29 protein-coding genes are annotated in these 26452 nt (G+C 44.6%); 17 read left to right on the forward strand and 12 right to left on the reverse strand.

Features of this window, described 5'->3' with window-relative positions:
• The 11 genes from gspF (at nucleotide 1) to BM528_RS17700 (ending at nucleotide 9216) form a co-directional block, all read left to right on the forward strand.
• Entirely contained in the window at nucleotides 1–1227 is a 1227-nt protein-coding gene (gspF, locus tag BM528_RS17650; RefSeq protein WP_071980964.1) for a type II secretion system inner membrane protein GspF, read from the forward strand.
• Nucleotides 1227–1664 carry a type II secretion system major pseudopilin GspG gene (gene gspG, locus BM528_RS17655; RefSeq protein ID WP_071980965.1) on the forward strand — a complete coding sequence of 146 codons (438 nt, stop codon included), beginning with the start codon at nucleotides 1227–1229 and terminating at the stop codon, nucleotides 1662–1664. The genes gspF and gspG overlap by 1 nt, the downstream gene beginning before the upstream one ends.
• 7 nt (nucleotides 1665–1671) lie before the next feature.
• Nucleotides 1672–2298 (forward strand): type II secretion system minor pseudopilin GspH, encoded by a 627-nt coding sequence (gene gspH, locus BM528_RS17660; protein ID WP_071980966.1) that lies wholly within the window; start codon nucleotides 1672–1674, stop codon nucleotides 2296–2298.
• Complete coding sequence (gspI, locus tag BM528_RS17665; protein ID WP_083595338.1) at nucleotides 2295–2693, forward strand: type II secretion system minor pseudopilin GspI; 399 nt, start codon at nucleotides 2295–2297, stop codon at nucleotides 2691–2693. The genes gspH and gspI overlap by 4 nt, the downstream gene beginning before the upstream one ends.
• A 4-nt stretch (nucleotides 2694–2697) precedes the next feature.
• Complete coding sequence (gspJ, locus tag BM528_RS17670; protein ID WP_071980967.1) at nucleotides 2698–3324, forward strand: type II secretion system minor pseudopilin GspJ; 627 nt, start codon at nucleotides 2698–2700, stop codon at nucleotides 3322–3324.
• Nucleotides 3324–4334 carry a type II secretion system minor pseudopilin GspK gene (gene gspK, locus BM528_RS17675; protein ID WP_071980968.1) on the forward strand — a complete coding sequence of 337 codons (1011 nt, stop codon included), beginning with the start codon at nucleotides 3324–3326 and terminating at the stop codon, nucleotides 4332–4334. The genes gspJ and gspK overlap by 1 nt, the downstream gene beginning before the upstream one ends.
• Nucleotides 4334–5533, forward strand: coding sequence for a type II secretion system protein GspL (gspL, locus tag BM528_RS17680; RefSeq protein ID WP_071980969.1), 1200 nt, complete (start codon nucleotides 4334–4336; stop codon nucleotides 5531–5533). The genes gspK and gspL overlap by 1 nt, the downstream gene beginning before the upstream one ends.
• The gene (gene gspM, locus BM528_RS17685) at nucleotides 5530–6009 is read left to right on the forward strand and encodes a type II secretion system protein GspM (protein ID WP_071980970.1); all 480 of its coding nucleotides are present in this window, start codon (nucleotides 5530–5532) and stop codon (nucleotides 6007–6009) included. Before gspL ends, gspM begins: the two co-directional genes overlap by 4 nt.
• A complete protein-coding gene (locus tag BM528_RS17690) occupies nucleotides 6006–6761 on the forward strand; it encodes a type II secretion system protein N (RefSeq protein WP_071980971.1) in 756 nt (251 codons plus the stop codon). Before gspM ends, BM528_RS17690 begins: the two co-directional genes overlap by 4 nt.
• A 38-nt stretch (nucleotides 6762–6799) precedes the next feature.
• Nucleotides 6800–8227: a YdgA family protein gene (locus BM528_RS17695; RefSeq protein WP_071980972.1), complete on the forward strand. Its 1428-nt coding sequence runs from the start codon at nucleotides 6800–6802 to the stop codon at nucleotides 8225–8227.
• 116 nt (nucleotides 8228–8343) lie between these two features.
• Nucleotides 8344–9216, forward strand: a complete 873-nt coding sequence (locus BM528_RS17700) for an alpha/beta fold hydrolase (RefSeq protein ID WP_071980973.1) — start codon at nucleotides 8344–8346, stop codon at nucleotides 9214–9216.
• Nucleotides 9217–9356: 140 nt separating this feature from the next.
• Here the strand turns inward: BM528_RS17700 and BM528_RS17705 are convergent, their stop codons facing one another.
• The 3 genes from BM528_RS17705 to yrfG all read right to left on the reverse strand — a co-directional run bounded on the left by BM528_RS17705 (nucleotide 9357) and on the right by yrfG (nucleotide 12186).
• Entirely contained in the window at nucleotides 9357–10742 is a 1386-nt protein-coding gene (locus BM528_RS17705; protein WP_071980974.1) for an NAD-dependent succinate-semialdehyde dehydrogenase, read from the reverse strand.
• Nucleotides 10743–10939: 197 nt separating this feature from the next.
• Nucleotides 10940–11485 carry an inosine/xanthosine triphosphatase gene (gene yjjX, locus BM528_RS17710; RefSeq protein WP_071980975.1) on the reverse strand — a complete coding sequence of 182 codons (546 nt, stop codon included), beginning with the start codon at nucleotides 11483–11485 and terminating at the stop codon, nucleotides 10940–10942.
• 2 nt (nucleotides 11486–11487) lie between these two features.
• Nucleotides 11488–12186: a GMP/IMP nucleotidase gene (gene yrfG / locus BM528_RS17715; RefSeq protein ID WP_071980976.1), complete on the reverse strand. Its 699-nt coding sequence runs from the start codon at nucleotides 12184–12186 to the stop codon at nucleotides 11488–11490.
• Between the two features lie 76 nt (nucleotides 12187–12262).
• Here yrfG and nudE point away from each other — a divergent pair, with 76 nt between their 5' ends.
• The 3 genes from nudE to BM528_RS17730 all read left to right on the forward strand — a co-directional run bounded on the left by nudE (nucleotide 12263) and on the right by BM528_RS17730 (nucleotide 14414).
• Nucleotides 12263–12826 (forward strand): ADP compounds hydrolase NudE, encoded by a 564-nt coding sequence (gene nudE / locus BM528_RS17720; RefSeq protein ID WP_071980977.1) that lies wholly within the window; start codon nucleotides 12263–12265, stop codon nucleotides 12824–12826.
• Nucleotides 12827–12829: 3 nt separating this feature from the next.
• Entirely contained in the window at nucleotides 12830–13675 is an 846-nt protein-coding gene (cysQ, locus tag BM528_RS17725) for a 3'(2'),5'-bisphosphate nucleotidase CysQ (RefSeq protein ID WP_071980978.1), read from the forward strand.
• 157 nt (nucleotides 13676–13832) lie between these two features.
• Nucleotides 13833–14414, forward strand: coding sequence for a YceI family protein (locus BM528_RS17730; RefSeq protein WP_083595339.1), 582 nt, complete (start codon nucleotides 13833–13835; stop codon nucleotides 14412–14414).
• Between the two features lie 159 nt (nucleotides 14415–14573).
• On the opposite strand, the gene mdoH is transcribed toward BM528_RS17730, so the two are convergent.
• On the reverse strand, nucleotides 14574–16592 hold the full coding sequence (mdoH, locus tag BM528_RS17735) for a glucans biosynthesis glucosyltransferase MdoH (RefSeq protein WP_071980979.1): 2019 nt from the start codon (nucleotides 16590–16592) through the stop codon (nucleotides 14574–14576).
• Entirely contained in the window at nucleotides 16573–18219 is a 1647-nt protein-coding gene (locus BM528_RS17740) for a glucan biosynthesis protein (RefSeq protein WP_071980980.1), read from the reverse strand. Before BM528_RS17740 ends, mdoH begins: the two co-directional genes overlap by 20 nt.
• Before the next feature lie 614 nt (nucleotides 18220–18833).
• Between BM528_RS17740 and BM528_RS17745 the strand changes: the two genes are divergently transcribed.
• Nucleotides 18834–19415: a porin family protein gene (locus BM528_RS17745; protein WP_071980981.1), complete on the forward strand. Its 582-nt coding sequence runs from the start codon at nucleotides 18834–18836 to the stop codon at nucleotides 19413–19415.
• A gap of 89 nt (nucleotides 19416–19504) precedes the next feature.
• On the opposite strand, the gene BM528_RS17750 is transcribed toward BM528_RS17745, so the two are convergent.
• From BM528_RS17750 to BM528_RS17765, 4 genes are read right to left on the reverse strand one after another with little or no spacing between them, the layout of a single operon-like run.
• The gene (locus BM528_RS17750) at nucleotides 19505–19741 is read right to left on the reverse strand and encodes a YheU family protein (protein WP_071980982.1); all 237 of its coding nucleotides are present in this window, start codon (nucleotides 19739–19741) and stop codon (nucleotides 19505–19507) included.
• 36 nt (nucleotides 19742–19777) lie between these two features.
• Nucleotides 19778–20818 carry a hydrolase gene (locus BM528_RS17755; RefSeq protein WP_071980983.1) on the reverse strand — a complete coding sequence of 347 codons (1041 nt, stop codon included), beginning with the start codon at nucleotides 20816–20818 and terminating at the stop codon, nucleotides 19778–19780.
• 55 nt (nucleotides 20819–20873) lie between these two features.
• Entirely contained in the window at nucleotides 20874–21473 is a 600-nt protein-coding gene (locus BM528_RS17760) for a DUF2390 domain-containing protein (RefSeq protein WP_071980984.1), read from the reverse strand.
• Nucleotides 21454–23400, reverse strand: coding sequence for an ATP-binding cassette domain-containing protein (locus BM528_RS17765; protein ID WP_071980985.1), 1947 nt, complete (start codon nucleotides 23398–23400; stop codon nucleotides 21454–21456). Before BM528_RS17765 ends, BM528_RS17760 begins: the two co-directional genes overlap by 20 nt.
• Before the next feature lie 116 nt (nucleotides 23401–23516).
• On the opposite strand from BM528_RS17765, the gene BM528_RS17770 reads away from it, so the two are divergent.
• A complete protein-coding gene (locus BM528_RS17770; protein WP_071980986.1) occupies nucleotides 23517–23723 on the forward strand; it encodes a YheV family putative zinc ribbon protein in 207 nt (68 codons plus the stop codon).
• Between the two features lie 96 nt (nucleotides 23724–23819).
• Here the strand turns inward: BM528_RS17770 and BM528_RS18685 are convergent, their stop codons facing one another.
• From BM528_RS18685 to BM528_RS17780, 3 genes are all read right to left on the reverse strand, one after another.
• Nucleotides 23820–23993 carry a hypothetical protein gene (locus BM528_RS18685; protein ID WP_198033578.1) on the reverse strand — a complete coding sequence of 58 codons (174 nt, stop codon included), beginning with the start codon at nucleotides 23991–23993 and terminating at the stop codon, nucleotides 23820–23822.
• A 42-nt stretch (nucleotides 23994–24035) separates the two neighbouring features.
• A complete protein-coding gene (locus BM528_RS17775; protein WP_071981400.1) occupies nucleotides 24036–24227 on the reverse strand; it encodes a SlyX family protein in 192 nt (63 codons plus the stop codon).
• 107 nt (nucleotides 24228–24334) lie between these two features.
• On the reverse strand, nucleotides 24335–25267 hold the full coding sequence (locus BM528_RS17780; RefSeq protein ID WP_083595414.1) for a WD40 repeat domain-containing protein: 933 nt from the start codon (nucleotides 25265–25267) through the stop codon (nucleotides 24335–24337).
• 198 nt (nucleotides 25268–25465) lie between these two features.
• On the opposite strand from BM528_RS17780, the gene fkpA reads away from it, so the two are divergent.
• A complete protein-coding gene (fkpA, locus tag BM528_RS17785; protein WP_071980988.1) occupies nucleotides 25466–26251 on the forward strand; it encodes an FKBP-type peptidyl-prolyl cis-trans isomerase in 786 nt (261 codons plus the stop codon).
• The last annotated feature ends 201 nt before the right edge of the window (nucleotides 26252–26452 follow it).

Genomic DNA, 26452 nt, shown 5'->3' on the forward strand with positions numbered 1-26452 from the left:
ATGGCAGCGTTCGCTTATAAAGCGGTCAATGCCCGCGGTAAAAATGAAAATGGTGTGCTTGAAGGTGACAATGCTCGCCAGGTTCGCCAGCAGCTGCGCGAAAAAGGTTTAATCCCTCTTGACGTAGAGCAGGTTGCCGAACGCGCCCAAAATAATAGCGCTGGGTTTAACTTTACGTTGTTTAAACCGCGTATATCAGCCTCTGACCTCGCGCTTCTCACTCGCCAAATGGCCACTCTTGTAGAATCTGCACTTCCTGTAGAAGAAGCACTGCTGGCTGTTGCTGAGCAATGTGAGAAGCCTCGTCAGAAAAATATGATGATGGCGGTTCGCAGTAAAGTAGTTGAAGGTCATGGCTTAGCCGACGCTCTTGCGGAATTTCCGAGCGTATTCGACGACCTGTATCGCTCTATGGTAGCGGCAGGCGAAAAATCGGGACACTTAGACACCGTATTAAATCGCTTGGCTGATTACACTGAACGGCGCCAGCAAACGCGTAGTCAAATTACTCAGGCACTGGTGTATCCGTCGCTAATGCTGTTCTTTGCAATGGGCATTGTTCTGCTATTGCTTACCGTAGTAGTACCCAAAATTGTGGGGCAATTCGACCACATGGGTCAGGATCTTCCCGGCATAACGCAATTTCTTATATCACTCAGTACTTGGCTGCAAAACTACGGCCTGTTTATGCTTATCGCCATTACGGTGCTCATTGTTATCTTGCAGCGGGTTTTACAACAAAAGTTAATGAAACTGCGCTATCACAAAGCGCTTTTAAAAGTACCGCTCATTGGAAAGGTTACCAGAGGCCTTAATACAGCTAGGTTTGCACGTACGCTAAGTATTCTTAGCGCCAGTGCAGTGCCGCTTTTAGAAGCCATGCGAATTTCAGGCGATGTACTTGAAAACCAGTACATAAAAAATCAAGTAGCCGATGCTGCCATTAACGTTAAAGAAGGCAGCAGCTTGCGTGCTGCACTAGATAACACAAAAATATTTCCACCCATGATGATGCATATGATTGCGTCGGGTGAGAAGTCGGGTGAATTGCAACAAATGCTTGCCCGAGCCGCAGATAACCAAGATAGGGAATTCGAGTCGCTTATTGGTGTCTCACTGAAGGTATTTGAGCCCTTACTGATAGTCACAATGGCAGGAATAGTTTTGTTTATCGTAATGGCAATTCTGCAGCCAATTTTAGCATTGAACAACATGGTGAATATGTAATGAAATCTTTAAAACGTAGTTCTGGATTCAGTTTAATTGAAGTAATGGTCGTGCTGTTGATTATCGGCATTATGGCATCAATGGTTGCCCCTCAAATATTAGGCAACCAAGAAGAAGCACAGCTTAAGAAAGCGGCCGTAGATATTCAGCAAATGGAAAGTGCGCTGGAAATGTATAAGCTTCGCAATAACCGTTTTCCTACAACTGAACAAGGTCTTGATGCCTTAGTAACAGCACCGACGGTGGATCCCATTCCTCGCAATTATCCAGAAGGCGGGTTTATAAAACGCTTACCTGAAGATCCTTGGGGCAACCCCTATGCGCTAATAAGCCCAGGAGAACTTGGTGTGGTGGACATATTCTCTAACGGCCCAGATGGTGAACCAGGTACCGACGACGACATCGGCAACTGGAATATCAACGAATATCTTAACTAAGTACGTTATGTATCATAGTGGCAATACTCATTTAAGAACGAAGGGCTTCACTCTATTAGAAGTCATGTTGGTATTGCTACTTATGGGTCTTGCTGCTGGTTACGTTATGTTTAACGCTTTCGGTGCCAGCAAGTCAGACTTACTAAAGAGCCAAGCACAACGGCTACAAGTTATCGTAGATATGGCAAGCGACTTTGCCGTGCTTAATCAGCAGCAACTTGGTGTGCGTGTTGAGCAGGACGACAGCGAATATTACTTCGTTTATCTAGACGATAACGATGAATGGCAGCGTATTGAAGATGAGAAGGTATATGGTGAGCACACCCTACCCGAGCCTTTCACGCTCACTCTCAATTTAGATGATTTACCTTGGGTGGTTGAAGACAGACTATTCGACAGAGAATTGTTCGACGAAACCTTAAGCGTGTCTGAAGACGGCGTAGAAATTGGTAGCGAAGAAGATAAAAAGCTACCTCCACCGCAAATATTAATTATGTCGAGCGGCGAAATAACGCCCTTTACGCTGTCGTTCAATTACGACGGTAAGGAAGGTGATGAACCGGTTTATTTTAGTCTTCAAAATAAAGACTTACCGCCGCTTTTTCTTGAGGGACCATTGGAGCGACCGCTATGACTTTGTCGCTACATTCTATACGCCGCAAACAACAAGGCCTTACGCTTCTTGAGGTTATGGTTGCCCTGCTAATTTTTGCACTCACCGGCACTGCTATATTAAAAGCCGCTGGCGATCACTTATCTAGCGTAGGTCAAATTGAATCGGTTACCTTTGCGAACTGGGTTGCTAGCAATCGTTTAAATCAGCTACAACTTGAAACTACATGGCCGCCTAAAAACAATTTAAAAGGCTCTATGGAAATGGCCGACAGAACTTGGTTTTGGCAACAAAAGGTAACCAAGACTAACGATGCCGACCTTCGCTCGGTAACAATATCTGTGGGCGAAGACCAAAATTACGCAAGTAGTGTGACCTCTGTCACTACCTTCGTCGCCAAACCAACGAAGAGTTAATACGATGCAGCGCGGTTTCACACTCATTGAAATACTTGTCGCTATGGCGATTTTTACGCTTATTGGCTTGGCCTCTACCGGCTTACTGACCACCGTTATAGATAGCAATACGCTGTCACAAGAACGTTTTGAAAAGCTTCAGCTACTGCAGCGCGCTATGGTGACCATCGAGCGAGACATTCAGCAAGCGGTATCTCGTTCGGTTCGGGTAGACGGAGAGAAGCGTGAAATTGTTATGGCGGGGGGAGAAGTCGAGGGAAGTGACGATGATGGCATAGGCTTTGTGCGCGGAGGCTGGCATAACCCTCAACTTATGTTACCAAGAAGCACACTCCAATATGTAGCTTACAGACTTCGCGACAACCAGCTTGAGCGTCTGTACAGTAACTATGTTGATAACGTTATTGGTTACGAGCCCAAAGTGCGTGTGCTGCTAGATGAAATAGAAAGCTTTAAGGTTGAGTTCTTAGCTGGCAACAATAGTTCATCCACGGTTGAAGAAGATGACGACATAAAATGGAGCGAAAGTTATCAGGGTAAGGTACTGCCTCGTGCTGTGGCCATTGAGTTTGTGAGTAAAGACTTTGGCTTGTTACGCCGCGAGTTTACCTTGATATCAGGTAATTCGTAATGAGACGTTCTGTGCCTCAATCACCCGCCAATCAGAAGGGCGTTGCCCTGATGATTGTACTGATGATAGTAGCCCTTGTTGCGGTACTTGCCACTGAGATGGGCACTAGGCTGCAACTTCAGGTGCAGCGAACCATGAATCTAAAAGATAACAATCAGGCTTACTGGTATGCCATGGGGGCTGAGGCGTTTGCGAGAAAATCAATTAAAACGCTGATTGAAGAAACGCCAGAAAAAATATCTCTAGATCAGCCTTGGGCACAAGAATTCGCTTACCCTTTAGATGGTGGTGGACTAACCGCTAACTTAAAAGACTTACGGGCGTGCTTTAATCTTAATGCTATTGCTTCTGGCGCAACTAGTGCTGGCTCAAATAATTCAGGCAACACAACAGAAGCGATGGATGCCTTTGGCAATATGCTACTGGCCTTGGGTATAGACGGTTTAGATTCCTATACCGCAGAGACGCTTAGAGACAGTCTTGCCGACTGGGTAGACGAGGACGATAACCAGCGGCCCTATGGCGCTGAAGACAGTGAATACGAATCTCGGGAGTATCCTTATTTAGCGGCAAACGGACCTATTGCGTCTATCAGCGAATTGCGCATTATTAACGGCGCATCGCCTCAGTGGCTAAACAACGTTCTTTCGCTGGTGTGTGTCATACCGGATAACGTAGAGCTAAAAGTGAACGTTAATACCCTTGATGATGACAAAGCTCCTTTGCTAGCGGGATTAACCGGGCTAGATTTACAACAAGCTACCAGCTTGTTGTCTAGCAGACCGCAAGACGGCTGGGACGAAGTGGAAGACTTCTTAAACGAACCATCTATTCAGGCACTAAGCCTATCAAATACCCGAAGGGACTGGTTTACGGTTAAATCAGAATACTTTATTTTGCATACAAAAACTCAATACAATAAAGCAACATTTAAGCTTTCCACCGTGTTTCAAGCAAGCACAGATAGTGGCGTTACTATATTGAAGCGCGAGTTCGGAGGAACACAATAATGGAACAACTACTGGTACGGTTGGGCGCAAACAAAAGCGACCCGGTAAGCTGGCTGGTTTACTCAACCACAGATGACGACATCATTGCATCTGGAGAGTTAGAGAATGCTGATGCACTGTCGACGCTTAATGAGCGTACGGGACAGCGAACAGTAATTGCGCTAGCCCCTAGCAGCGAGATCTTGCTGAAGTGGGTAACCTTGCCTCCGCGCGCTGGAAGAAAGGTGATTGCAGCACTTCCTTTTATGTTAGAAGAAGAGCTAGCCACGGATATCAGTCAGCAGTTCTTTGCCTTGGGCCCTAAAATAGGCAATGAACAGGCAGTGGCGGTTGTAAGTCACGAAAAACTCCAGCAGTGGCAGCAGTGGCTTGGAGAAGCTGAGCTGTTTTGTGACACCATTATTCCAGATGTGCTTGCCGTTCCCTATACCGAAGATGGTTGGTCAGTACTTACTTTAGGCGAACAACTGCTAGTAAGACAAGATAACTTTAAAGGTATTCAAGGAGAACAAGAGTGGCTGTTGCCTACCCTTGCCCACTTTACCTCGCAGCATGAAACTCCGGTAAAGGTGACTAATTTTGCGGGTATCGATCTTTCAAACCTGCCCAATATTGAAGAAACAGAAACGCCGCTAGAGCTTCCTATGCAGGTACTTGCTAAGGAGGCTATGACGACAAGCTTTAATTTGTGTCAGGGTGAATACAGAATTAAACGCAAGCGCAGCAGCGCTTTATCTCAATGGCGAGTTGCTGCAGTGCTTGCTGTGCTTGTGCTGTGTACCAGCCTAATTGATAAAACAGTTTCGCTGTATCAGTTAAAATCTCAAAACGAGGCCTTGCGAACTCAAATTAGCGACACTGTAAAACGCGGCTTCCCTAATATTGGCGCTTATCGCGACGTTCGCCGCAAACTGCAAAGCGAAATGGCTAAGCTAGAACAAAGCGGCGGCAATGCCTCTATGTTAGTGATGCTCGACCAACTCTCTCCAGCTTTTTCAGCAACGGGCGTTAAACCTCAAACTCTTAGGTTTGACGCTAGCCGCACAGAAATTCGTATTCAGGCAGAGGGTAAAAGTTTTGAAGCACTCGAAAAATTCAAAAAATCTGTAGAACAAGCAGGCTTTTTGGTTGAGCAAGGTGCAATTAATAATCGCGATAGCGGTGTAATAGGCACAGTTTCTATTAGGAGTACATCATGAACGCGTTATTAGAAAGATACAAAGCGCTCACAGAACGCGAGCAAAAACTGGTTATCTTGTCTGGTGTTTTCATTGTTATCGCTTTGTTTTATTTTGCTATCTGGTCTCCGCTTAATAATGCGCTGGCCCAGCAGCAAAAGTTGCTCGACAACCAACAATCGCTGCTTGTGTGGGTAAAAGACAGTGCAGCGCGTGCCCAACAGCTTCGCAGAGTTTCTGGTTCAGAAAAGAACTTTTCAGGCTCATTGCCGCAAGCAGTAAATCGCACTACTGCCAAGCACGACATTGCCATTTCCCGAATGCAGCCGCAAAATGACGAGCTTCAAATTTGGGTTGATCAAGCCCCCTTTAATGATGTGCTGGAATGGCTAAAGTCTATGGAAAACATGGGGGTAGTGATTTTACAAGCTGATATCACAACGGCCGATGCCGAAGGGTTTATCAAAATTCGCCGATTACGATTAGGTAAAGCATGAAGTCAAAAATAAGCTGGGTATTAGGTGGAATAGTTGCATTTTTATTGTTCGCTATTGCTTATATGCCCGCAGTTCACGTTATTGGACGCGTTACATTACCGCAAAGTGTTTCTATTGAAGGGGTTAGTGGAACCTTATTTTCAGGTAAAGCACAAACAGTGGTGGTTAACGGTCTACCCATAAACAGCTTTAGATGGGACCTAAACCCGCTCTATATGCTAATTGGGCAAGTTAACCTGGATGTGAAAGCTGGCAACGTTCGCGATAAAAACGAGATAGCGTTTACAGGGCCCATCACCACTGGCTTGTTTAGCCAAAAAACCGTGAGCACCGAGGCGTTTACGCTTTATTTGCCCGTTGACAGGGTGCTGGCGCAAGTTCAACTTCCTTTACCTGTAAATGCTGGAGGACGCTTTAAAGTTGAGCTTGACGAACTCCATTACGGGCCAAGCTGTCGCTCTTTGTTTGGTACAGGAGATTGGCTTAACGCCACAGTAGCGGGAACCAAAGGCCCTATCGACTTTGGTACATACTCAGCTAAGCTGCGCTGTGAAGGCGAAGATATCGGCATTACCGTGAGTGAACCAAACATGCTGGGATTGTCTATCGACGCTACCGTTGCGGCAAACATGAAGCAATTTCAGGTATCAGGCAAATTTAAGCCCGACGACAGCTTACCAAACGAAGTTCACCAAGCTGCCCGTCTTTTTGGACAGCCCGACGCAGATGGCTATACCCGTATAAAGCTGTAATTTTTTGACTGTAAATAATAAGGACAAGGGACTGTAATATGAATAAAGCGTTTATTGTTGGAGCCGGTGTAACTCTCGCGGGGTTATTAATAGCACCCACATTTGTGGGCAATAGCGTAGAATCGCAAACTCGAGCCGCGATAGAGAAAATAGACGACCATCCGCTCTATTCAGCGAGTGTACTTTCCTATGACAAGGGCTGGTTTTCTAGCACTGCTACCATTGAACTCTCTCTAGAAATCGACACTTTGCTAGCCGCACAGCAGATAGACCCTGCGGAACAAGACACTCCAGATAAGCCTGTTGTTATTGCTAAAGTAAACGCATTTCACGGCCCCGTTTATTTTGGCGACGGCGTGGGCATTGCAAAAGTAAAATACAATGCGAGTGTTGATGGAAACATGCTTCGCGAATATGTTACTTGGCAAGAAAATCAGCCGTTTTATTATAATGAAGGGAAAGTAGGCCTGTTTAACGGCCTGAGTTATACCGATACTATTCCCGCGTTAAAAGCGCTTGAAAATGACGGCGACATAGAATTCGTATTTTCTGGTTTTAACGGAGAAGCAAGCGACGAAGGTGGCGCAACTCGCTACATTGGCAGTAGCAAATCTGTTGAGATTAGTGGAGCGGGTTTCTCATTAGGCATGTTAAATACTACTGTTGATATGACCTATCACGGTGACTTTATGGCAGCGATAAGTGGAAAGCTTTTCGAATCAGATGCCGCTCTGACCGCAGAGCAAATAGAATTCTCAGACAGTACAGATACGAATGTCATTATTGATACTTTGCGTATGATCACTTCTACCGACATAGATGAACAAGCTAATACTGCAGATATTTATCTTGAATATGCCGTTGATGACATAAAAGGCGCGGCCCAAGAGGCATCTGACATTGCAATTGGTATTGCAGTAAACAATCTCGATATAGATTTCATTGAAGCTTATCAAGAATTTAGCAATGCATCGTTGATGGTTCCAAGCGAAGATTTGCCTGAAAAGCTTCAGGTGTTTATCAAAGATAATTTATTGCAGCAGCTGCAAACAGAGCCCGAGATTAATATTAAAAAGCTAGCTATGACGCTTCCAGAAGGGAGTATTAAGGGTACAGCAAACTCGAAGTTGACCGGCATAACCTCACTGCCTGACACCATGGAAGATGTTGCTTATTGGGTATCCCACCTATTAATGGATGCACAAATTAGCGCCGACAAAGCGTTCGTTGAAAGCATGGCTTCAGGGTATATGGTAGCTGAGCTTGCTGCAAACCCGCAAACCCAAGGTATGACTGCCGATGAGCTTAAGAGTGCAGCGGAACAGCAGGTGCCTATGGTGCTTGATTCATTCGTTCAACAGGGCCTTTTAAAAGAAACCGAACAGGGCTTTGAAACATCATTTGCATTGAAAGACGGAACAGCAACCATAAACGGCACCGAGGTACCTCTCCCATTTGCCCAATAGTGGCCGGTTTATGCGCTCATTTTTAGTGCTGGTCTGTCGCTAAAACGACAGACGAAATCTTTAAAAGTAAGGTAGTTTGAATAACAGCGAACAACCAACACTCAGAGTGTTTAAACATGCAGCTTGAAAGATGGCATAGCGGCGGTGACTTTTTTACCGTTAACGGGCAAAAGATATTTTTCCGCACTGACGGTGAAGGGCCTGCCTTACTGCTTATCCACGGCTATCCCACAGCCAGTTACGACTGGGTAAAACTATGGCCCACATTAACAAAGTACTTTCGCTGCATTACGCTTGATATGCTGGGATTCGGATTTAGCTTCAAAGCGCCAGTAAAATATCAAATTACTCAACAGGCCGGTATTATCTGTGCACTTATGAAGCATCTAAACGTGCCTGAAACACACGTAGTTTCTCACGACTATGGTGACACAGTTGCCCAGGAACTTATGGCCCAGCAGGCCGATGGTACACTGCCATTTCATATCAGTACGCTTAATCTTTTAAATGGCGGCCTCTTTCCAGAAACCCATTTAGCCTTACCTATTCAAAAGCTTTTACTTTCTCCCGTTGGAGGAATACTTATTCGCTTTCTCAATAAAAACGCTATTAGAAAAAGTATGCGGGGTATTTTTGGCGAAACTACACCGCCAACTGAACAAGACATTGATGATTTTTGGACGTTGATCAGTACCAACAGCGGTCATAAATATATGCATCTACTGCTGGATTACATGAATCAGCGCAAAAAGCACAGAGAACGATGGGTGACAGCACTTCAAAATGCCAAAATTCCAATTCGGTTAACGGTCGGTATGTCAGATCCTATTTCAGGAGCTCATATGGCCAGTCGATACAAGGAGCTCATTCCCAACCCACACGTGGTAGAACTGAATAACATTGGTCATTACCCACAAATAGAAAGCCCGAAAGAAGTGTTAGCATCAGTGCATGAGCATATTGAGAGAAGCGCAGAGGACAAAGGCTAAATAAACCATAAAAGCATTCACAGGCATAGAAAAAGGGGCAGAGTAATCACTCTGCCCCTTTTACTTAGCATGCATCAGTGAGATTTGAATTTCAGTTCAACCCTCTAAAGCTCGCTTAAGTTATTTACCAAGGTCAATTTTTACGCCTCGTTACTTGCTACCATAATCGTTTTAATATTCACAAATTCGCGAATACCATAGCCACCGTGCTCTCTACCATAGCCACTGTCTTTCACACCACCAAAGGGCAGGTTAGGCTGGGCTAATGAATAGCCGTTAATATTCACCATACCTGTATCAAATTCGTTTTTAGCAAGCTCAATGGCTTTATCAGTATCGGTACTGAAAATACCGCCGCCAAGTCCATAACGAGAATCGTTAGCAATTTCCATCGCTTGTTTGTCGTCACGAGCTCGAATAAGTGATGCTACGGGGCCAAATAGTTCATCATCGTAGGCTGGCATGCCCGGTGTAACATTTTCAAGCACAGTCACTGGATAGAAGTAGCCAGCTTCATTAGGTACTTCGCCACCTAATGATATGGTTGCTCCCGAATTTACCGATTTCTCTACTTGCTCGTGCAGTTCATCGCGCAAGTCTTCGCGAGCCATAGGACCTAAATCAGTATCCTCTTTTGAGGGGTCGCCCACTTTAAGCTTTTTGCATTGAGCAACAAATCTGTCTCTAAACTCGTCGTATATGCTGTCGACAACAACAAAACGCTTCGCTGCGACACAGGTTTCACCATTGTTAATAACCCGGCCCTTAATACACATTTCTACTGCGTTATCGATATCTGCATCTGCAAGCACTACAAAGGCATCGTTACTTCCCAGCTCCATCACTGTCTTTTTAGACATGCTGGCAGCTTCCTTGGCCACTTGTTTACCCACGCCGTCACTACCTGTAAACGTTACGCCTCTCACATGTTCATGCTTAATAAGCTCACTGGCCGTACTGCCGTCGATCATCAGTGATTGATATACATTTTTAGGGAACCCTGCATCTTCGTAAAGTTGCTGAATTGCCTGCGCCATACCAAATACGTTTTGAGCGTGCTTAAGCACGGTGGTGTTGCCGGCCATAATATTTGATGCGCTATAACGAATAACTTGGTAAAGCGGAAAGTTCCATGGCTGAATGCCAAGAATAACGCCTGTGGGCTGATAAGTTATAATAGCTTTGCCACCTTCGTATACACGGGCTTCATCTTCTAAAAACGATTCACCGTGCTTCGCGGTATATCGACAAATTTCAGCACATAGCTGCACTTCCTGTTTGCCTTGCGCGGTCACTTTACCCATTTCCAAGGTCATCAGATTAGCTAGGTCATCTATGCGCTGTTCCATTAAATCGGCAAGATTATTGAAAATATCGGCACGTGTGCCAAAAGAGGTCTTTTTCCAATTTAAATAGGCCTCGTGAGAACGGGTAACCGCGCGCTCTGCATCCTCTGCTGACATTAGTTGATAATGATCAAGCTGCTCACCGGTTGCCGGGTTGTACGTATTAATTGTATCGCTCATTGTTAAACTCCTTGTTCCAATAATGAAACAAGTAGTGCAACTACAGCGCCAACCCGCAATAAGCCCAAATAGCCCAATAAAATCATAGCTTTAACAACAAATCCCCGTTAAAAAGGAGCTTTTGAACAGCAGTGATTTTTGGGAAAAGATTACGGGAAACAGTAAAGATTTCAGAGAATAATTAAGCCATGCCCTTCCTAATCGGTAAACAAATCAGGAAAATGAAACTTTGCCATCGCAAGCGTAAGAGCAACTTCGTAAACACTTTGGCGGGTTGCATGGTTTAGGGTTAATAGACCAATGGCCCCCCCTTTTTGTTTTACATTAACGGTGTCGAATAATGCGTCCATCACAGAGCCAAGCTCTTCACCTCTTTGTAAGGCCTGAAAGACGGCAACGGGAAGCGGCAAACTTGCACTTCGCGTAACAGACCAATGCCCTTCGTGATAAATGGCAACATAAGCAAAAGTGGCAGGGCCATCTTCAAAAACGTCAACTCCGCCTTCTATCGCCACATACCAAGAGTCTGGAAAGCCGCCTTCATGTGCAGCGAGCATCGCTTTTATGCGGTTAATTGCCCCCTCTCGAGTTTCGGCTTCGGACATAGGTTGGTCGGAAACGCCACTCTCTACTGACATACCTTCGGCATCGAAGTCATGCTCTAAGGTATCTGACAAGGTATTAAGTGCAGCATTTACCTTAACTGGATTTTGCGATCCAATATAAATGGTGTCGAGAACCATGATCACTGCCCCTCGCTAGGGTTGTTGATAATATCGTCGAGCATTAAACGGTAATCTCTTACTGCCGGGAACTCGGTAATATTTCTATTTGGAAGTGTTCTGTCGGGATTGTCTACCGCTAATAAATGTTTAATTCCGAAGGTTTTAGCCGCATTTAAAATGGGTAGAGAGTCGTCAACAAATAGTGTGCGATCGTTTGCAAAGTTAATGCGCTCCTGCAAACGCTGCCACAGTAGCTGCGACTCTTTCGTTACACCAAACTCATGAGTAGAAATAAGGTTATCTATATGGGCGTCTAACTGCGTGTGCTCGAGCTTTAATGCCAGACTGTTTGGGTGAGCATTGGTTACCAGCACAACTTGTCTACCCGATTTATGCAAGGCATCTAAGAACGGAATGGTATCGTCTCGCAGTGATAGCAAGTGAGATAACTCGCGCTTTAGCGGCATAAATTCTGTATCTAAATCTAATGACAAGGATTCGGCCCAGTAATCTAGGCAATACCATTGAATTTGACCAAACACGCTTTCGTAGCGCTTCTTCATTTCTGCTTGACTCTGTTCCTCCGAGATACCGCGAATTTCAGCTAATCGCCTTGGAAGGTGATACAACCAGAACTGATTATCGTAATGTAAGTCTAATAAGGTGCCGTCCATGTCGAGCAGCACAGTGTCTATTTCATTCCAGGGCAGAAAGGGCAAGCGATTTTCCTTATAATGAAGTAAGCTAGAATATGAGTAATTCAGTGAACATGATAACAAAGATGTAGCGAGAGACATGCCAAAAATTGACCCCAACAAAGCGTTACCACAAATTCATTCTCGTAAGATTGTGGCACAGAGCAATCTTTTCAGGGTAGAAAGTTTAGATTTAGAATTTTCTAACGGTGCAACACGTCAATTTGAACGAATGGCCGGCGGCAATCGCGGTGCCGTAATGATTGTTCCGATGTTAGATGAACAAACCATGGTGCTTATTCGAGAGTATGCCGCGGGTACGCATTCCTATCAATTAGGCTTTCCTAAGGGGTTAATCGATCCAGGTGAAACTGCTATTGAGGCGGCCAATAGAGAGTTACAGGAAGAAGCCGGTTTTGCCGCCAAAGAACTCATTGAATTACACAAAGTCAGTATGGCCCCTACTTTTTTCAATGCCAGTATGACCATCGTTTTAGCTCGAGATCTCTATCCTAAGACCTTAGAAGGCGACGAACCTGAACCCTTGGAAGTCATAAATTGGCCTATTAACGAAGCAGATGCTTTACTTGCAAGAGAGGATTTTGTTGAAGCGCGCTGTATTGCTGCACTGTTTTTAGCGCAAAAGTGGTTAAAGGAACAATAAACAATGCCCGACGATGCCCACCCCGACCTACTAGAATTGGCAAAAGAAGTTGCAATAGAAGCCGGCAAAGCAGTCTTAGAAGTTTATGAAAATCGTGATTTTGACGCCTATCAAAAAGACGATGACTCTCCGGTTACAAGCGCCGACTATCTCGCTAATGACATCATCAATAAGCGGTTATCGGAAGCTACGCCCGACATTCCAATTTTATCAGAAGAAAATAAGCACGCCAGTTTAGAGGAACGCAAGCATTGGAGTCGCTATTGGCTTATCGATCCTATCGACGGTACGCAGGAATTTATTGCTCGAAGCGGCGACTTTGCCGTTAACATTGCCCTGATTGAAAACAACGAACCTACTATTGGTGTTATTTTTTGGCCACCTGGTCAATCTATTTATTATGCGCAAAAGGGAAAGGGAGCGTTTAAGTCTTCGCCTGAAGGTGACAGACCCATTTCCGTTCGCAAATTGAGCGATCCTAACAGCAGTGTAGTAATGATTGCCATTAGTCGACGCCAATCTCGCGAAAAAGTGCTTAATCGGATGTGTGCTAAACGCATTTACAACATGTTGCCGCTTGGCAGTTGCTCACTCAAATCCTGTTTTATCGCTGAAGGTAAAGCAGATGTATTCATGCGTATTGGCATTACAGGCGAGTGGGATACGGGCGCATCTCAGTGTATTGTTTCAGAAGCAGGTGGCAGCATTACCACAGCAAACTTCGAACCTCTCACTTATAACAAGCGTCATTCGCTAGAGAACCCAGATTTTGTGGTAATGGGCGATCAACGCGTTCCATGGCAAGACATTGTGCAGTATGATGACTACGAAAACCCATACACCAAATAAAACGTATGCGTTTTTAGACATTGCGTAATTATCGGTGTGGCTTACGCATTATTTCGCTGTAATTCAACCATATTGTTACCGAATACATTTCCTTTGGCCTGACACACGAAAGTACCGTGCCAAATGAAGTTAACGTATTAAAAGGAGTAATAAAACGATGACCAAGTACATTCGTACATTATCGACAGCTTTACTTACTTGTGGCCTTGCATTCCCGGCCGCCGCAGATTGGACGATTGACGGTGACACAAGTGCATTACATTTTCTGTCTACAAAAAATTCGCAAGTCACCGAAGTTCACAAGTTCGACAGCTTCAATGGCAATTTATCAGACAGCGGAAAGCTCAATGTTGAAGTTGATTTGTCGTCAGTGAATACTGCAATTGATATTCGCAACAAACGCATGCAAGAAATGCTGTTTAACGTTAGTAAGTATGCCACCGCTATTTTTGAAGCAACGCTCACCGACTCTATGATGAAGCTTAACGCTGGCGACGTTGTTAATGGTAAGGTAGACGGGATTTTAACGCTGCATGGTCAAGCCGTCCCAACAACGTTCGCAGTAACTGTTAGTCAGGTTGATGAAGATACCTTAACGGTGTCCACAAGCGCCCCTACGCTTATCAAAGCAGAATCATTTGGGCTGGCAAAAGGTGTAGCTGCACTGCAAGAAATAGCGGGGCTCAAAAGCATTACCACCACAGTACCAGTCACATTTTCTGTTACCCTGAAGCGCTAGAAAGTATATCTCTTCAATGCTGCTTAAGTGAGTGCAAAATTCAAGCATGAACAGCTTGGAGCATTATGAGTTTAGAGCTCGAGAAGATTGAGCTACAGTGGGCTTACAGCCGCCACAAGAGACGAAAAAGCCGCTTAAATCAGCGGCTTTTCTATGTTCTTACATCTGCTCGGCCAGCACCGGCTTTCTCACCTCAGGTTTTTGGTTCAGCGCTTGCTCTGGCATAGTTAACCACAGGCTATCCGGTAATGCAGGCGCATCAACCTCGTGTTTAGAAGCTGCAAAGTGAGATATGGCAAAATGCTTCATAGCCACTTTCAGTCGCTTCAGTGCCCTACATTCATTCACCTCCTCACCGATAACAAACACACCCCACTTACGCATAGTGATACCCAGTGCATCACTGCTGGTTAGTCGGATAACTGGCGCTGCTAACACCATGCCTACGAGTACAGGCAGCAACCACATAAACAACGATGGCGTGAAGTAGAACGTTGTAACTCCCCATGCCACGGCCAACGAACTCATGATTTGAGTATGCTTAATTGCAACAGACCACGGCACTTTTCGGCCTTCTCGCTCTTGAGCTTCCCACTTCACTGAGAACCCAAAAAACACGCTTATAACGAAGTAACTATGATAAAACATCATAAGAGGCGCAATCAGCACTGCCATTATAAGCTCCACTGTAGCGCCTTTGACTAGCGACCATGCGCCACCGAATTCGCTTCTGCGTTTAGTTAACGCCAGAGTAATACCCAATAATTTAGGCAGGAATAACAGGGCTGCAGTCCCCCACATTGTCACCATCATCATATCCTGTCTGGCAACCTGCCAACTTGGAAATAGCTGATATTCAGACATGAAGAATTGAGGAACGGTAGTAGCACGAATTAACGCATCGACTGTGCCCAGTGCCAACATACAAAACAGAACAAGTGATGATATATAAGCGAACGCACCGAATAGGAAGTGCAAACGGTTAGCCATTTTTAGGCCTTTTACATTCAAAAGCCCGAGGTGCTGAATATTCCCCTGTACCCATCTGCGATCGCGAATAGCATAATCAACAATGTTACTCGGTACTTCTTCATAGCTTCCCGTAGTATCTGTTAGTAAATAGGCTTCCCATCCAGCTCGAGCCAAAAGGGCCGCCTCAACAAAATCATGGCTTAATACTTCCCCGCCAAACGGAGCGCGTCCTTTAAGAGTAGGTAAGCCGCAGTGCTGCATAAACGGCGCTATACGTATAATAGCGTTATGCCCCCAATAGTTCGCACTGTCGGTTTGCCAGAACGACAACCCTGTGGCCAGCATTGGACTATATAAATGCGCAGCAAACTGCACAAAACGACCAAAAAATGTATTTTGCCGAACTGGCATAGGAATAGTTTGAATAAGCGCTGTATTTGGAGCTTGCTCAATTCTTCTCGCTAAATCCTCCATACGCTCACCGGTCATTACGCTGTCAGCGTCTAACACAATCATAGCTTCATAATTGCCGCCCCAACGTTCACAAAACTCTTTGAGATTACCCACCTTTCTGTGCGTGTTGTTTTCACGGCGACGATAAAAAACGTGCTGCGCATAATCACCAAGGCGCCTTTGAAGGCGAGCAAATGCGCGCAGCTCGGCATCGGCCTTCTCTGCGTCACGGGTATCGCTAAGCATGAAAAAGTCAAAGTTGTTACCACTTTCACGTTCCATGAGCTCGCGGATACATGCTTCAAAGCCAACCATAATTCGCTTTGTATCTTCATTGTACACCGGCATTACAACAGCGTGACGCTGGTTAAGAGAAACGCTAAAGTCGGGCTGACTGGGCTTCTTCTTCAAACTAAGAGGGTCGATGTTAAACAGCTGTAAAACAAACCCAATAATACCTGTCCAAAACGCCATGCACAGCCACGCAAATAGGGTTAAACCAAGTCCTAACTGAGCGATCTCTAAATTGGTTAATCCGTTGGGTAAGAAAATTTCATACAAGCTCCAGCCTGCTAAGGCCGTGCTTGGAATTACGAGCATTGCCATTATAAATAAACGCATACTTGCTCCTTTGACGATCTGATTTCGTTGTGACTGTGCTGATTGCAAACCGCTATCCAATTGTTTCTTATCGCGAACGGACGAGCGTGTATCTTGCTTGTGGTTATCAATCTTATTTAGGTTGATAGACATAATTCCACACCTCGCTTACTCGTTCGCCGTTCTGCTCTGCATACACACGCATATCAACAGTTTGCTTTTCGTTTGGCTTCATGAAGAAAGTAGCTCTCCATTCTGCGCCGTCTGCAACGGGGTAAAGGCGTTGTTCCGATACTGTACCGTTGACACTTTGCACAACGAGTTTGGTTGTCTCTGCATCGAAAACTTGATCTTCTGGCACTGAAAAATCTATGTTGAATTGACGTGTAGTCGCTAACACCTCATCTTTGAATTCGTCACCAGGCAGCACTGCTTGGCCTTGTCTGGTGCGCTCAACAGTAGCCAACTCGCTGTCAAAAGCATGCTGCTCAACAGTTTTAAGCTCGTAGGAGAAATACATCGACTCGCCTTCGTTTAGCGCCTGCTCTGGCGTCCAAAACGCAACAATGTTGTCATGAATTTCAGAAGTGGTTGGAATTTCAACTATTTCTAAATGGCCTTTGTCGAAACCTTCTTTAGGAGTTACCCACAAACCTGGGCGTATGTGATAGTTAGCTTCGGCATCGAGATAGTTGCTCCATTCGCCATCGCGCTGCAACATGCCAAACCCTTGAGGCTTATTATCGCTCAGTGAAGTGATTTGCAGACGCGAAGGATTGGTAAGCGGTCTCCAAATTTCTTCTCCGGCATGCGTTACCATTAGTACGCCATCGCTATCGTGAACTTCAGGGCGATAATCATCAAAAGATTGCTGAGTATTTTCGCCATACAAAAACATGCTGGTAAAAGGTGCGATACCCAACTTATCAACATCTTCTCGAGCGAATAGCCAACTTTCTACATCTACTGATGTGTCTTTACCTGGCTCAATAACAAACTTATATGCACCAGCCACCGAAGGGCTCTCTAACCTTGCATAAATAGTGATCGGATCCCCGTCCTTAGGTTCAACTACCCAAAACTCTGTGAAGTGGGGAAACTCCTCACCTTTTGTAAGCGCAGTGTCTATCGCTAGGCCTCTGGCTGAAATGCCATAAACTTGATTTTTGCCTACTAAGCGAAAGTAAGAAGCCCCCAAGAAAACCGCAAATTCATCTTTATACTCTTCACTTTTAATGGGGTAGTGAACTCTAAAACCGGCAAAACCAGATTCATCATCTGTTAATCCAGCAAGCTCAGAGGACTTTCCGTCGTAACGAAACATATTGCTGTTAAAAGGAAGCCGTTTTGGCGAGTTACTACTGCCGATGGTATAAACAGTGACTGGGTATTCATAAAGAAACCCAGGGTGGAAAAACTGAAGTTCGTAGTCATTTTCCTGATGCCAAAGACTCTGCTTAGGCTCGAAACGAATTGAACGATAAGTTTGATAATCTATCTCTTTCAACTTGCTGTCTAGGTTATGATCATCTTGCTCATAACTTTCATTAGCAGAAGCTCGAGCTGCATCGATGATAGATTGTAAAACCGGTGATGCTTGCTGCGGCTCGTTGGCTTTGCTTACCGGTGCTGCATTAACAGGCAAGGCCCATGCTGTTGTTAAGAAAATATACGTCATTACACTTGCAGCGCTGATCATTGCGCGCGGCAGCGAAGAACTTTTAGGTAAAAGACTTTTAGATAAATTACAAATAGTGTTCGAAAAACGTGGTAATGCCATTTTTCCTCTCCTTTAGGTAAATGGGCTATCACATAGGCTTTGCTTACTTAAACAGCAGAAAGGCGCTCTATTCCTTTCATCTAGATTTCGCAGCAAGTAAAACTAAAAAAAGAAAATTGAAATATGAAAACTTCGCTGCGACTTCACAACATTGCGATAGCACTCGATGATAGGTGAGCAAAAGACGTTCCAACGCGTTCAAAAAAGAAGCCAAATAAAATAATCTCTTTAACTATCAATAAATTACCAATAAAATAAAAAGGGTTTTCTTTAAAATGCTCGCAAATATCTAGCGTTAAACTGTACATACATTATCAACCCCCTTAAAAACTGTTGTTTTTTAGAGACACTTTTAATCTCTGTATTCATTTCGCCTCTCTATTTTTTCGAAATACTCCCCTGTCTGCATCTTTTCTTCCAGCATACTAAAAATATATTTCTCTATCTTTTCAATAATTTAAAACAATCCCAGCGATTGATATCAATTAAATGAGCGAGTTGGCAGAGGCTTTGCAAAAACAGTAGTAGTTCGAGCAATAGGACGAGGATGACAGGGCAGAACGCAGGAATTCAGGTTCGCTAGTTATCATCATTTTTTATTAAGGAGTTAACACATGAACAAAGCAATCACACTATTAACAGCACTTACTTTTCCACTTGCATCACTCGCAGCAGTTGTCGCTACAGTTGCACCAACTGCAGCTTTGGCCGATAAGCCAGATTGGCGTTATGTTGAAGGCGGCTATACAAAGCTAGATTTCGATAACAATGAATCTTTTGAGCCTGACGGCCTGACGATTAATGGAAAGTACTTACTTAACGCCAACTGGTATTTAAATGGCGAGTACAGCTTTTTTGAAGAAGGTAACTTCGACTTCGACATGCTCACTTTAGGTGGTGGGTACAGACTGCCAGTCAATGCTACGACCGACGCGTACTTTGGCGCAAACCTAGAGCGTGTTGATGGAGATTTTGATGACGAAACTGGCTACAGTATAAATGCTGGCCTTCGCTCAATGATTACAGAGCAAGTGGAACTAGCTGGTGAAGTGGGTTACTACGACGTTGACGACGGTGAACCCACTTTTAAAGTAGGCGCTAACTACTACATCACGCCCCAGTGGGCAGTAGGAGCAAGCTATAAGCTCATCGACGAGTTAGATATTATGCAAGTGACAGCTCGTTACGCGTTTTAAACCTCCCTCTCCTCAGGAAGGTGGCCGGGTTGCTCAACCCGGCTTTTTTTATCCGTTCAAATAATTTCACTGTACCTACTTCTGGCGCATCAACTCTGGCTGTCGTCTTCAGGTAAAATGTCTTCTTTTCTTTTTATGTCTACACTTTCGTGTAATTCAGAGTACACCAATACGGCTTCGCCCGTTTTTAAGCTATCAAGAACTTGCTGAACTTTTGTTTTAAAGTCAGTTTCTTGCTCACCGTAATCTGTACCCTCACGCAATACAAACGACTCTGCCAAACTGTAAACAGTGTCAGGCTCTAACGCTTCAATAGGAATTAACATAACAGCTCCAAGGTGGCTATTTTCATCATAAAAATACTAACATCCGCTATTTGTATAACGGCAGTAGCTATTTATTGGAAGCACGTCGCTAACAAATTGCTTCACTCTCTCATGAAGCCAAACGCGGGGGTTAAAAATAGACCCCTGCATGAATCCCACATGGCCGCCGCGCTCACTCAGTTCAACCGTTACGCTTCTAGCGAGATCTTCTTCTTTTGGCACAACTAAGTGGTTCATAAAAGGGTCGTCTATGCTGTGTAAAACCAGCGTAGGGCAGTGAATAGCACTTAAAAAATGATAGGCACTACATTTTTCATAGTAATCCTGCGCATCCTCAAAACCATGTAAAGGAGCAGTCACCTTTTCATCGAACTCGTTGAAGCTAGTCATGCTATCCACATCGTCTTTAGTAAGCTGAATAAGCTTCCGATAATCAATATATTCCATTTTTTTACGCAGTGTGCTTTTCATGCTGTTTAACAAATATTTTTGGTAAACCCGAGAAAAGCCGTGATTAATCGACTTTGCACACTCAGAAAGCTTAAGCGGCGAAGATATAGCAACCGCCGCTTGCAGCCATTTTTGCGCGGGGTTTTCCCCAAGCAGCTTCAATAGCATGTTGCCGCCTAAAGAAAAGCCAATGCCCACTTTGGGAACCTGTGGAAACTTATCGCTTAACCATTCAAGAAAAAAACTAGGATCGCCTGTTTCGCCGCTGTGGTAGGCACGAGGGTTGAGATTGGGTACACCGCTACAGCCGCGGTAGTGCATCATGACAACTTGCCAGCCATTTACTGACAGATTTGCCATCATATCGTTAGCATAGTGAGACTTAATACTGCCTTCTAAACCATGAAAAAGAACGACAATACCTGATACCTCTTCAGGCTTTGGACCCCATGCAACATCGACAAAATCGTTATCGGGTAACGTGAGCCTTTCCATTTGATAAGAAAGAGGCATTCGCTTTTGAATAAACCGAGGCCATATAGTTTGCACATGGCGATTCTTCGCCCATTTAGGCACTGTAAAACTGCTCTTAATGATTTTTCCGTGTGCTTTCGCTAACTTACTCATTGCGGTTTCTTTTTATGTAATAGGTATAGTATTGGATATTGAGAATACTCATTATTTACGGTAGCTGTGCGATTAACTGACTAACCAGACTGCGAGCTTCTTGATTTTCTCTCAACCCATAGGCATTGATGAGGGCAGCAACAGAGGCATTCAATACCTTCGATTTATCGCCAGACGGTGGTGCAGATATTCGGTGAACATCTAATTGACAAAAAGCTTTAACAATCGCCTCCTGTTGCTTTTTCTCAAGCTCTAATTCTTGCTCTTTTAGTGCCTCATAGTTTGCGGTACTTTTACCGGTACTTTTACCAGCACCATCTTCAGAATTGTGTTCGCCACCGCTTTGAGAAGTATCGGTTGAGGTTTGCGACAAATTTGAGCCTTTAGAAACCGGGCGAGCGGCTTTGCGCTTTTCTCTGTGTAACTTAAGTTGCACATCGCTATTTGCCGCGGCATCAATTACAGACTTTAACTGCATTAGGTTTATAACAGCGTTATTTTCCAAACACCAGCACACTAGTAATAGCACATTAACGTTAACCCCATGCTGGTCTTGCAGCAATAATGATAGCGGCGCTACATCTCCTTTTGCATAGCGAGTAATGCTGTACTGCCAAAACTTTTCTTTATCAAGATTAACCATTTGCGATGTCATATGCCTCTCGCTGCTGTTCTATTTGCTCTTGCGCATCTAACCACGCCATTTCCTCTTCTTCTAAACGCTGTTTCAGCAGAGTCTGTTTGTCGAGCAACTGCATCAAATCAGATTTTCTGTCCTCACCATAAAGCGTGGTATCAGCAAGCGCCTCTTCAACATCAGCAAGTGACGCTGAATGAGACTCCATATTTTTTTCATGTTTTTCTACGGCACGCTTTAAGGGAGCGATCTGTTTTCTAAATTCAGCTTCTCTGCGCTTTTCTTCTTTGCGGTCAATTTTGCGTTCAGGTTTATCGCCATGCTCTCCCTGAATTTCATCTTTGGCATCTTGATTAGATTTTGCTTTTTCAGCAGCTTGCTGTTTTAAAATCCAGTCACGATAATCATCTAAGTCGCCAGTAAATGGCTCAACATAGCCTCTATCGACAAGATAAAAATCTTCACATACTGAAGATAAAAGGAAACGGTCGTGAGAAACCAATACCATTGCACCTTCAAAACCTTGTAGCGCAATGTTTAGCGCATGGCGCATTTCTAAATCTAGGTGGTTAGTCGGTTCATCTAACAGCAGCAAGTTTGGCTTTTGATACACGATTAACGCTAATACAAGGCGCGCTTTTTCACCGCCCGACATAGGGGCAACAGGTGCGAGCGCTTCATCACCGTTAAAACCAAAGCCACCTAAGTAGTCCCGCAACTGCTGCTCAGTGGCCTTTTGATCTATTCGCTGCAAGTGCAAAATGGGGGTGGCATTGGCGTCGAGGGTCTCTAATTGATGCTGCGCGAAATAGCCAATTTTTAGCCCTTTAGCGGTATTAAAAATGCCGTTTTTAGGAGCGTGAACCCCTGCAAGCAGTTTTATCAGCGTCGATTTACCCTGCCCATTGCGCCCTAGTAAACCAATACGACTACCCGGAACTAGGTTGAGTTTAACCTGCTGTAATACCGTATGCTCGCCGTATCCTAGCTGCACTTTCTCCATTTGCACTAACGGGTTGGGTAAAGCAGACGGGGGAGCAAACGAAAAGCTAAATGGGCTAGCCATATGTGCAGGCAACAAGGTTTCCATCTTTTCAAGCTGCTTAATTCGACTTTGGGCCTGCTTGGCTTTACTGGCTTTTGCTTTAAACCGCGTGATAAAGGAGTTCAGGTGAGCCACTTTCTGTTGCTGTTTATCATATTCAAGATTTTGAAGACGAATACGTTCAGCCCGCTGGGTTTCAAAGGCTGAATAATTACCCGTATAGGTGACTAGCTTCTGCTGCTCTACGCTAATAATTTGCGCAACTGTATTATCGATAAAGGCTTTGTCGTGTGAAATAAGAAGCAATGTTCCTGAGAAACGCTGAAGCCACTTTTCAAGCCAAATAACCGCGTCTAAATCTAAGTGGTTAGTTGGCTCATCGAGCAACAATAGATCTGATGGGCAAAGCAGTGCCTGCGCCAAGTTTAAACGCATACGCCAGCCACCAGAAAAGTCGGTGACAGGCGCGGTTAATTGAGAATTGGTAAAGCCTAAGCCCGATAGAATAGTGGCGGCTCTCGATTCAACATCATAGGCTCCAGCCTGTTCTAGTTGACCGTGAACTTGCCCAATTTGCACGCCGTCTTCTTCTTGTTCGGCAACACGTAACTTTTCTTGCAGCATGCGCAGATGCTTGTCGCCATCAATTACATAATCGATAGCTCTGCGATCGGTAGCAGGTGTTTCCTGAGCAACGCTAACAATTCGCCAATCGCTTGGTACGCTGCAATCGCCAGCATCCACTGTAAGTTCACTTCTCAACAAGGCAAATAAGGTCGACTTACCACAGCCATTGCTTCCTATTAACGCAACTTTATGACCAGGAAAAACCTGTGCAGATGCGTCCTCTAACAGCAATTTTCTGCCGCGCAATAGCGATACATTCGAGAGCTTTATCATGACTTACCTTCGCTGGGAAACTTCGGGCGCGTATAATAGCAAAAACTTAAAGTAAAAGCTGATCAACGCATGGTGTTTGGCGGTATAATAAGGGCAATGCATTAAAAGGTATAGATATGTCAAAATCATCAAGACGCCGTTTTGTCGCAGGCGCAACGTGCCCAAAGTGCCAAGAGCTGGACACGATTTCATTGTACTATGAGAACAATGTGGAAAAATTAGAGTGTGTAGCCTGTGGCTACAACGAAGCGCAAACTGATGATAAAGTCAGTGCAGTGACGCGCGAAAGCGAAAACGTTATCGGGATTTTCAAGCCTCACTAATTTACGTTTACGCTTTCTGAAGGATGGATATTGTTGGCGGTAGGGCACACCAGGCCCATCAGGTGATCTGTCTGATTATGTTATTGTCCGGTGGTGTTATATGGTACAGCTGTCGCCGCAATCATTCGCTCCATCACGCATTCCCTCTACCGCTTGCTTTTCTTGCTGGTCTTTTTTGGCCTGGTTTTCAGCCACTGACTTTTCAACTGAATCAAAGTCGATGTTATCGAGTGAATCTATATCAAATGAATCTGTATCTAAATCGCTCATTAATTAGCTCTCTTAAATAGTAATTTCAAAAAATGCCTTACATTAAAAATGAGGCGGCGGCGTTTCTTCAGACTCTTTAGCCATGTTAGATGGCTCTATAGACTTCACCCTATCAACTACATGACGCAATTTAAATGATATATCGTCCATCTGTTTTTGTTGAGAAGACAACGCATCATTTAGCGAATCAATAGTGTATTCCTGAAACGCCACTTTGGTCTGCAGCTCTTCTATACTCTCTAGAGCATCTTTAAGCTGCTCTTGTAACTCTAATACTTGGCTATCTTTTTTAGTCTCTTCGGCGCTGCGATTCTTAGACATTTATTATATTAATCCCACTGCTAATTTTCTCTAGCCCATACTTCCGCCAGGCCACTACTGCTTTCAGTCACTATATTACCATTGGGCAAGAACCCAACGCCATAAACAACTGCTGTTGGTGGTGATATTGTCTCGCGAGAGGCCACTTGAATAGATTGCAATTGGTCACCTGTGCCAATGTCCCAAAGGTACACCTTTCTAGACGGCGATCCGGTAAGTAAATACTTACCGTCTTTGGAAAACTCAACATCGGTGAATATTCTCTGCCGCGAAATGAATTTTAAACTGCTAACAGGCTCACCTGACTGAACATTCCAAATTTGGGATTTGCTTTGGCTATCCGCTGTAAATGCAAACCTTCCTTGATCGTCTAGTGCGACTTTGGTGACTCGCGAGGGGTGGGTAAAGGTGTGAATAATTTGGCCCGTCTCTGTACTCCAAAGATAAGCGATATAGTCATTTCCCCCCGACAGCGCAAACTTACCGTTCGGGGAAATATCAATTGAATTTACTTTTTCTTGGTGACCGAGAAACTCAAGGCGCCGCTGGGTAACGGGCTCGAAAAACATGATAGTGCCGCTAGAGCGAGCAACCAGTACCCCTCTACCGTTATTTGCCACAGCAACATCTCTAATATTTGATTCATCTATCCGCCAAAAGCCTTCCGGATCACCCGTTTGCATGTTCCATAAGGCGAATGCTTCTCTGTCGGCCGTTACCACGTATTGTTTGTCTGCACTTATATGAACAGAAACCACCAGATTATTACCTTCTCCCTGATGGCCCCACCGATACAAAGGCTCATTCTCTCCAATACGCCAGACATTTATGCCATTATTAATTCCCGACACCACGGCGATGGTCCCATCTGAAGAAATGTCTGCCGCATAAGCACCTTCTTCAACATGACGCCACTGCTTTATTGGCGTAGTATCAGGGACTGAACACCCTATGGATCCGCAAAAAAGTGGAACGAGTAACAATAATCTCGGGAACATTTTGAACCTAAACATAATCAAATGGGTTTCGCTTTATAAACGCTACGTTTAACATAGCACGGATTACGCATCTTAAACTATTGTGCAAACTGCCTTAGATGCAGCAGTATAGATACAGAAGCATGATGATAAAAATTAATGGAGACGTTTTTTATGCAGAAGTCGCTCGTTGCCCTATCAACAATAGCTGCGCTTGGTTTATTCGCTTGCCAGCCAAATACTTCAGATAAGGCTACTACTACCAGCGCAGAGAGCGCAGATACATCGACTGTTGCGGCAGAAGAAATGACCGATACGCAAAAGCAAGCTTATGCGATGGGGGCAAGTATGGGCTTATTTGTTACCAATCGAGCTCAACAACAAGAGCAACTTGGCTTGGCATTAGATCAAGAAGCGCTTAAACAAGGCTTTACTGACGGCTTGAACGACACGTTGAAATTCACCCCAGAGCAGATTCAACAAATTGCTCAACAAGGCGAAGAAATGCTGCGTGCAAAGCAACAAGAAATGGCAGCGCAAGCAGCTGAGAAGAACATTGAAGCGGGCGAAGCATATCTTGCAGAAAACGCAGAGCGTGAAGGCGTCACAACAACTGAGTCAGGCCTTCAGTATGAAGTACTTGAAGAAGGCGAAGGCGCAAGCCCAGCCGCTACTGACATGGTTAAAGTACACTATCGCGGTACGCTACTAGACGGCACTGTGTTCGACTCTTCATACGATAGAGGCGAGCCTGCAGAGTTTCCATTGAACCGTGTTATTCCTGGCTGGACTGAAGGCGTTCAGTTAATGAAGGAAGGCGCAAAGTATCGCTTCCACATTCCGTCTGACCTTGCTTATGGTGAGCGTGCAACAGGTGCAATTACACCAAATTCTACGCTAATTTTTGACGTGGAGTTGCTTGAAGTCACCACCCCGGCAACGGAAGCTCCTACTGAGTAGTAACTCGATAAGCAAAATGCTGCGGTAACACATGGGCTAACTTACCCTTAGTAAAGCGGTATTTCTGAAGCTTCAAAGAGAAAGCCGGCGCACCACGCGCCGGCTTTTTGTTTTTGTGAATTTGGCTATCTCCGTGCCTACCTTTTCCAATGAGCAAGTGGTGTTCAACCACGTTGTTATCCAAATAGTAAAGTGGATATT

This window comes from Alteromonas sp. RW2A1 (genome assembly GCF_001886475.1).
Classification (GTDB): domain Bacteria; phylum Pseudomonadota; class Gammaproteobacteria; order Enterobacterales; family Alteromonadaceae; genus Alteromonas; species Alteromonas hispanica.

Coding starts and splice junctions, on each gene's coding strand:
- gspF (WP_071980964.1), top strand. CDS start 1: ATGGCAGCGTTCGCTTATAAAGCGGTCAATGCCCGCGGTAAAAATGAA.
- gspG (WP_071980965.1), top strand. CDS start 1,227: ATGAAATCTTTAAAACGTAGTTCTGGATTCAGTTTAATTGAAGTAATG.
- gspH (WP_071980966.1), top strand. CDS start 1,672: ATGTATCATAGTGGCAATACTCATTTAAGAACGAAGGGCTTCACTCTA.
- gspI (WP_083595338.1), top strand. CDS start 2,295: ATGACTTTGTCGCTACATTCTATACGCCGCAAACAACAAGGCCTTACG.
- gspJ (WP_071980967.1), top strand. CDS start 2,698: ATGCAGCGCGGTTTCACACTCATTGAAATACTTGTCGCTATGGCGATT.
- gspK (WP_071980968.1), top strand. CDS start 3,324: ATGAGACGTTCTGTGCCTCAATCACCCGCCAATCAGAAGGGCGTTGCC.
- gspL (WP_071980969.1), top strand. CDS start 4,334: ATGGAACAACTACTGGTACGGTTGGGCGCAAACAAAAGCGACCCGGTA.
- gspM (WP_071980970.1), top strand. CDS start 5,530: ATGAACGCGTTATTAGAAAGATACAAAGCGCTCACAGAACGCGAGCAA.
- BM528_RS17690 (WP_071980971.1), top strand. CDS start 6,006: ATGAAGTCAAAAATAAGCTGGGTATTAGGTGGAATAGTTGCATTTTTA.
- BM528_RS17695 (WP_071980972.1), top strand. CDS start 6,800: ATGAATAAAGCGTTTATTGTTGGAGCCGGTGTAACTCTCGCGGGGTTA.
- BM528_RS17700 (WP_071980973.1), top strand. CDS start 8,344: ATGCAGCTTGAAAGATGGCATAGCGGCGGTGACTTTTTTACCGTTAAC.
- BM528_RS17705 (WP_071980974.1), bottom strand. CDS start 10,742: ATGAGCGATACAATTAATACGTACAACCCGGCAACCGGTGAGCAGCTT.
- yjjX (WP_071980975.1), bottom strand. CDS start 11,485: ATGGTTCTCGACACCATTTATATTGGATCGCAAAATCCAGTTAAGGTA.
- nudE (WP_071980977.1), top strand. CDS start 12,263: ATGCCAAAAATTGACCCCAACAAAGCGTTACCACAAATTCATTCTCGT.
- cysQ (WP_071980978.1), top strand. CDS start 12,830: ATGCCCGACGATGCCCACCCCGACCTACTAGAATTGGCAAAAGAAGTT.
- BM528_RS17730 (WP_083595339.1), top strand. CDS start 13,833: ATGACCAAGTACATTCGTACATTATCGACAGCTTTACTTACTTGTGGC.
- mdoH (WP_071980979.1), bottom strand. CDS start 16,592: ATGTCTATCAACCTAAATAAGATTGATAACCACAAGCAAGATACACGC.
- BM528_RS17740 (WP_071980980.1), bottom strand. CDS start 18,219: ATGGCATTACCACGTTTTTCGAACACTATTTGTAATTTATCTAAAAGT.
- BM528_RS17745 (WP_071980981.1), top strand. CDS start 18,834: ATGAACAAAGCAATCACACTATTAACAGCACTTACTTTTCCACTTGCA.
- BM528_RS17750 (WP_071980982.1), bottom strand. CDS start 19,741: ATGTTAATTCCTATTGAAGCGTTAGAGCCTGACACTGTTTACAGTTTG.
- BM528_RS17755 (WP_071980983.1), bottom strand. CDS start 20,818: ATGAGTAAGTTAGCGAAAGCACACGGAAAAATCATTAAGAGCAGTTTT.
- BM528_RS17760 (WP_071980984.1), bottom strand. CDS start 21,473: ATGACATCGCAAATGGTTAATCTTGATAAAGAAAAGTTTTGGCAGTAC.
- BM528_RS17765 (WP_071980985.1), bottom strand. CDS start 23,400: ATGATAAAGCTCTCGAATGTATCGCTATTGCGCGGCAGAAAATTGCTG.
- BM528_RS17770 (WP_071980986.1), top strand. CDS start 23,517: ATGTCAAAATCATCAAGACGCCGTTTTGTCGCAGGCGCAACGTGCCCA.
- BM528_RS18685 (WP_198033578.1), bottom strand. CDS start 23,993: ATGAGCGATTTAGATACAGATTCATTTGATATAGATTCACTCGATAAC.
- fkpA (WP_071980988.1), top strand. CDS start 25,466: ATGCAGAAGTCGCTCGTTGCCCTATCAACAATAGCTGCGCTTGGTTTA.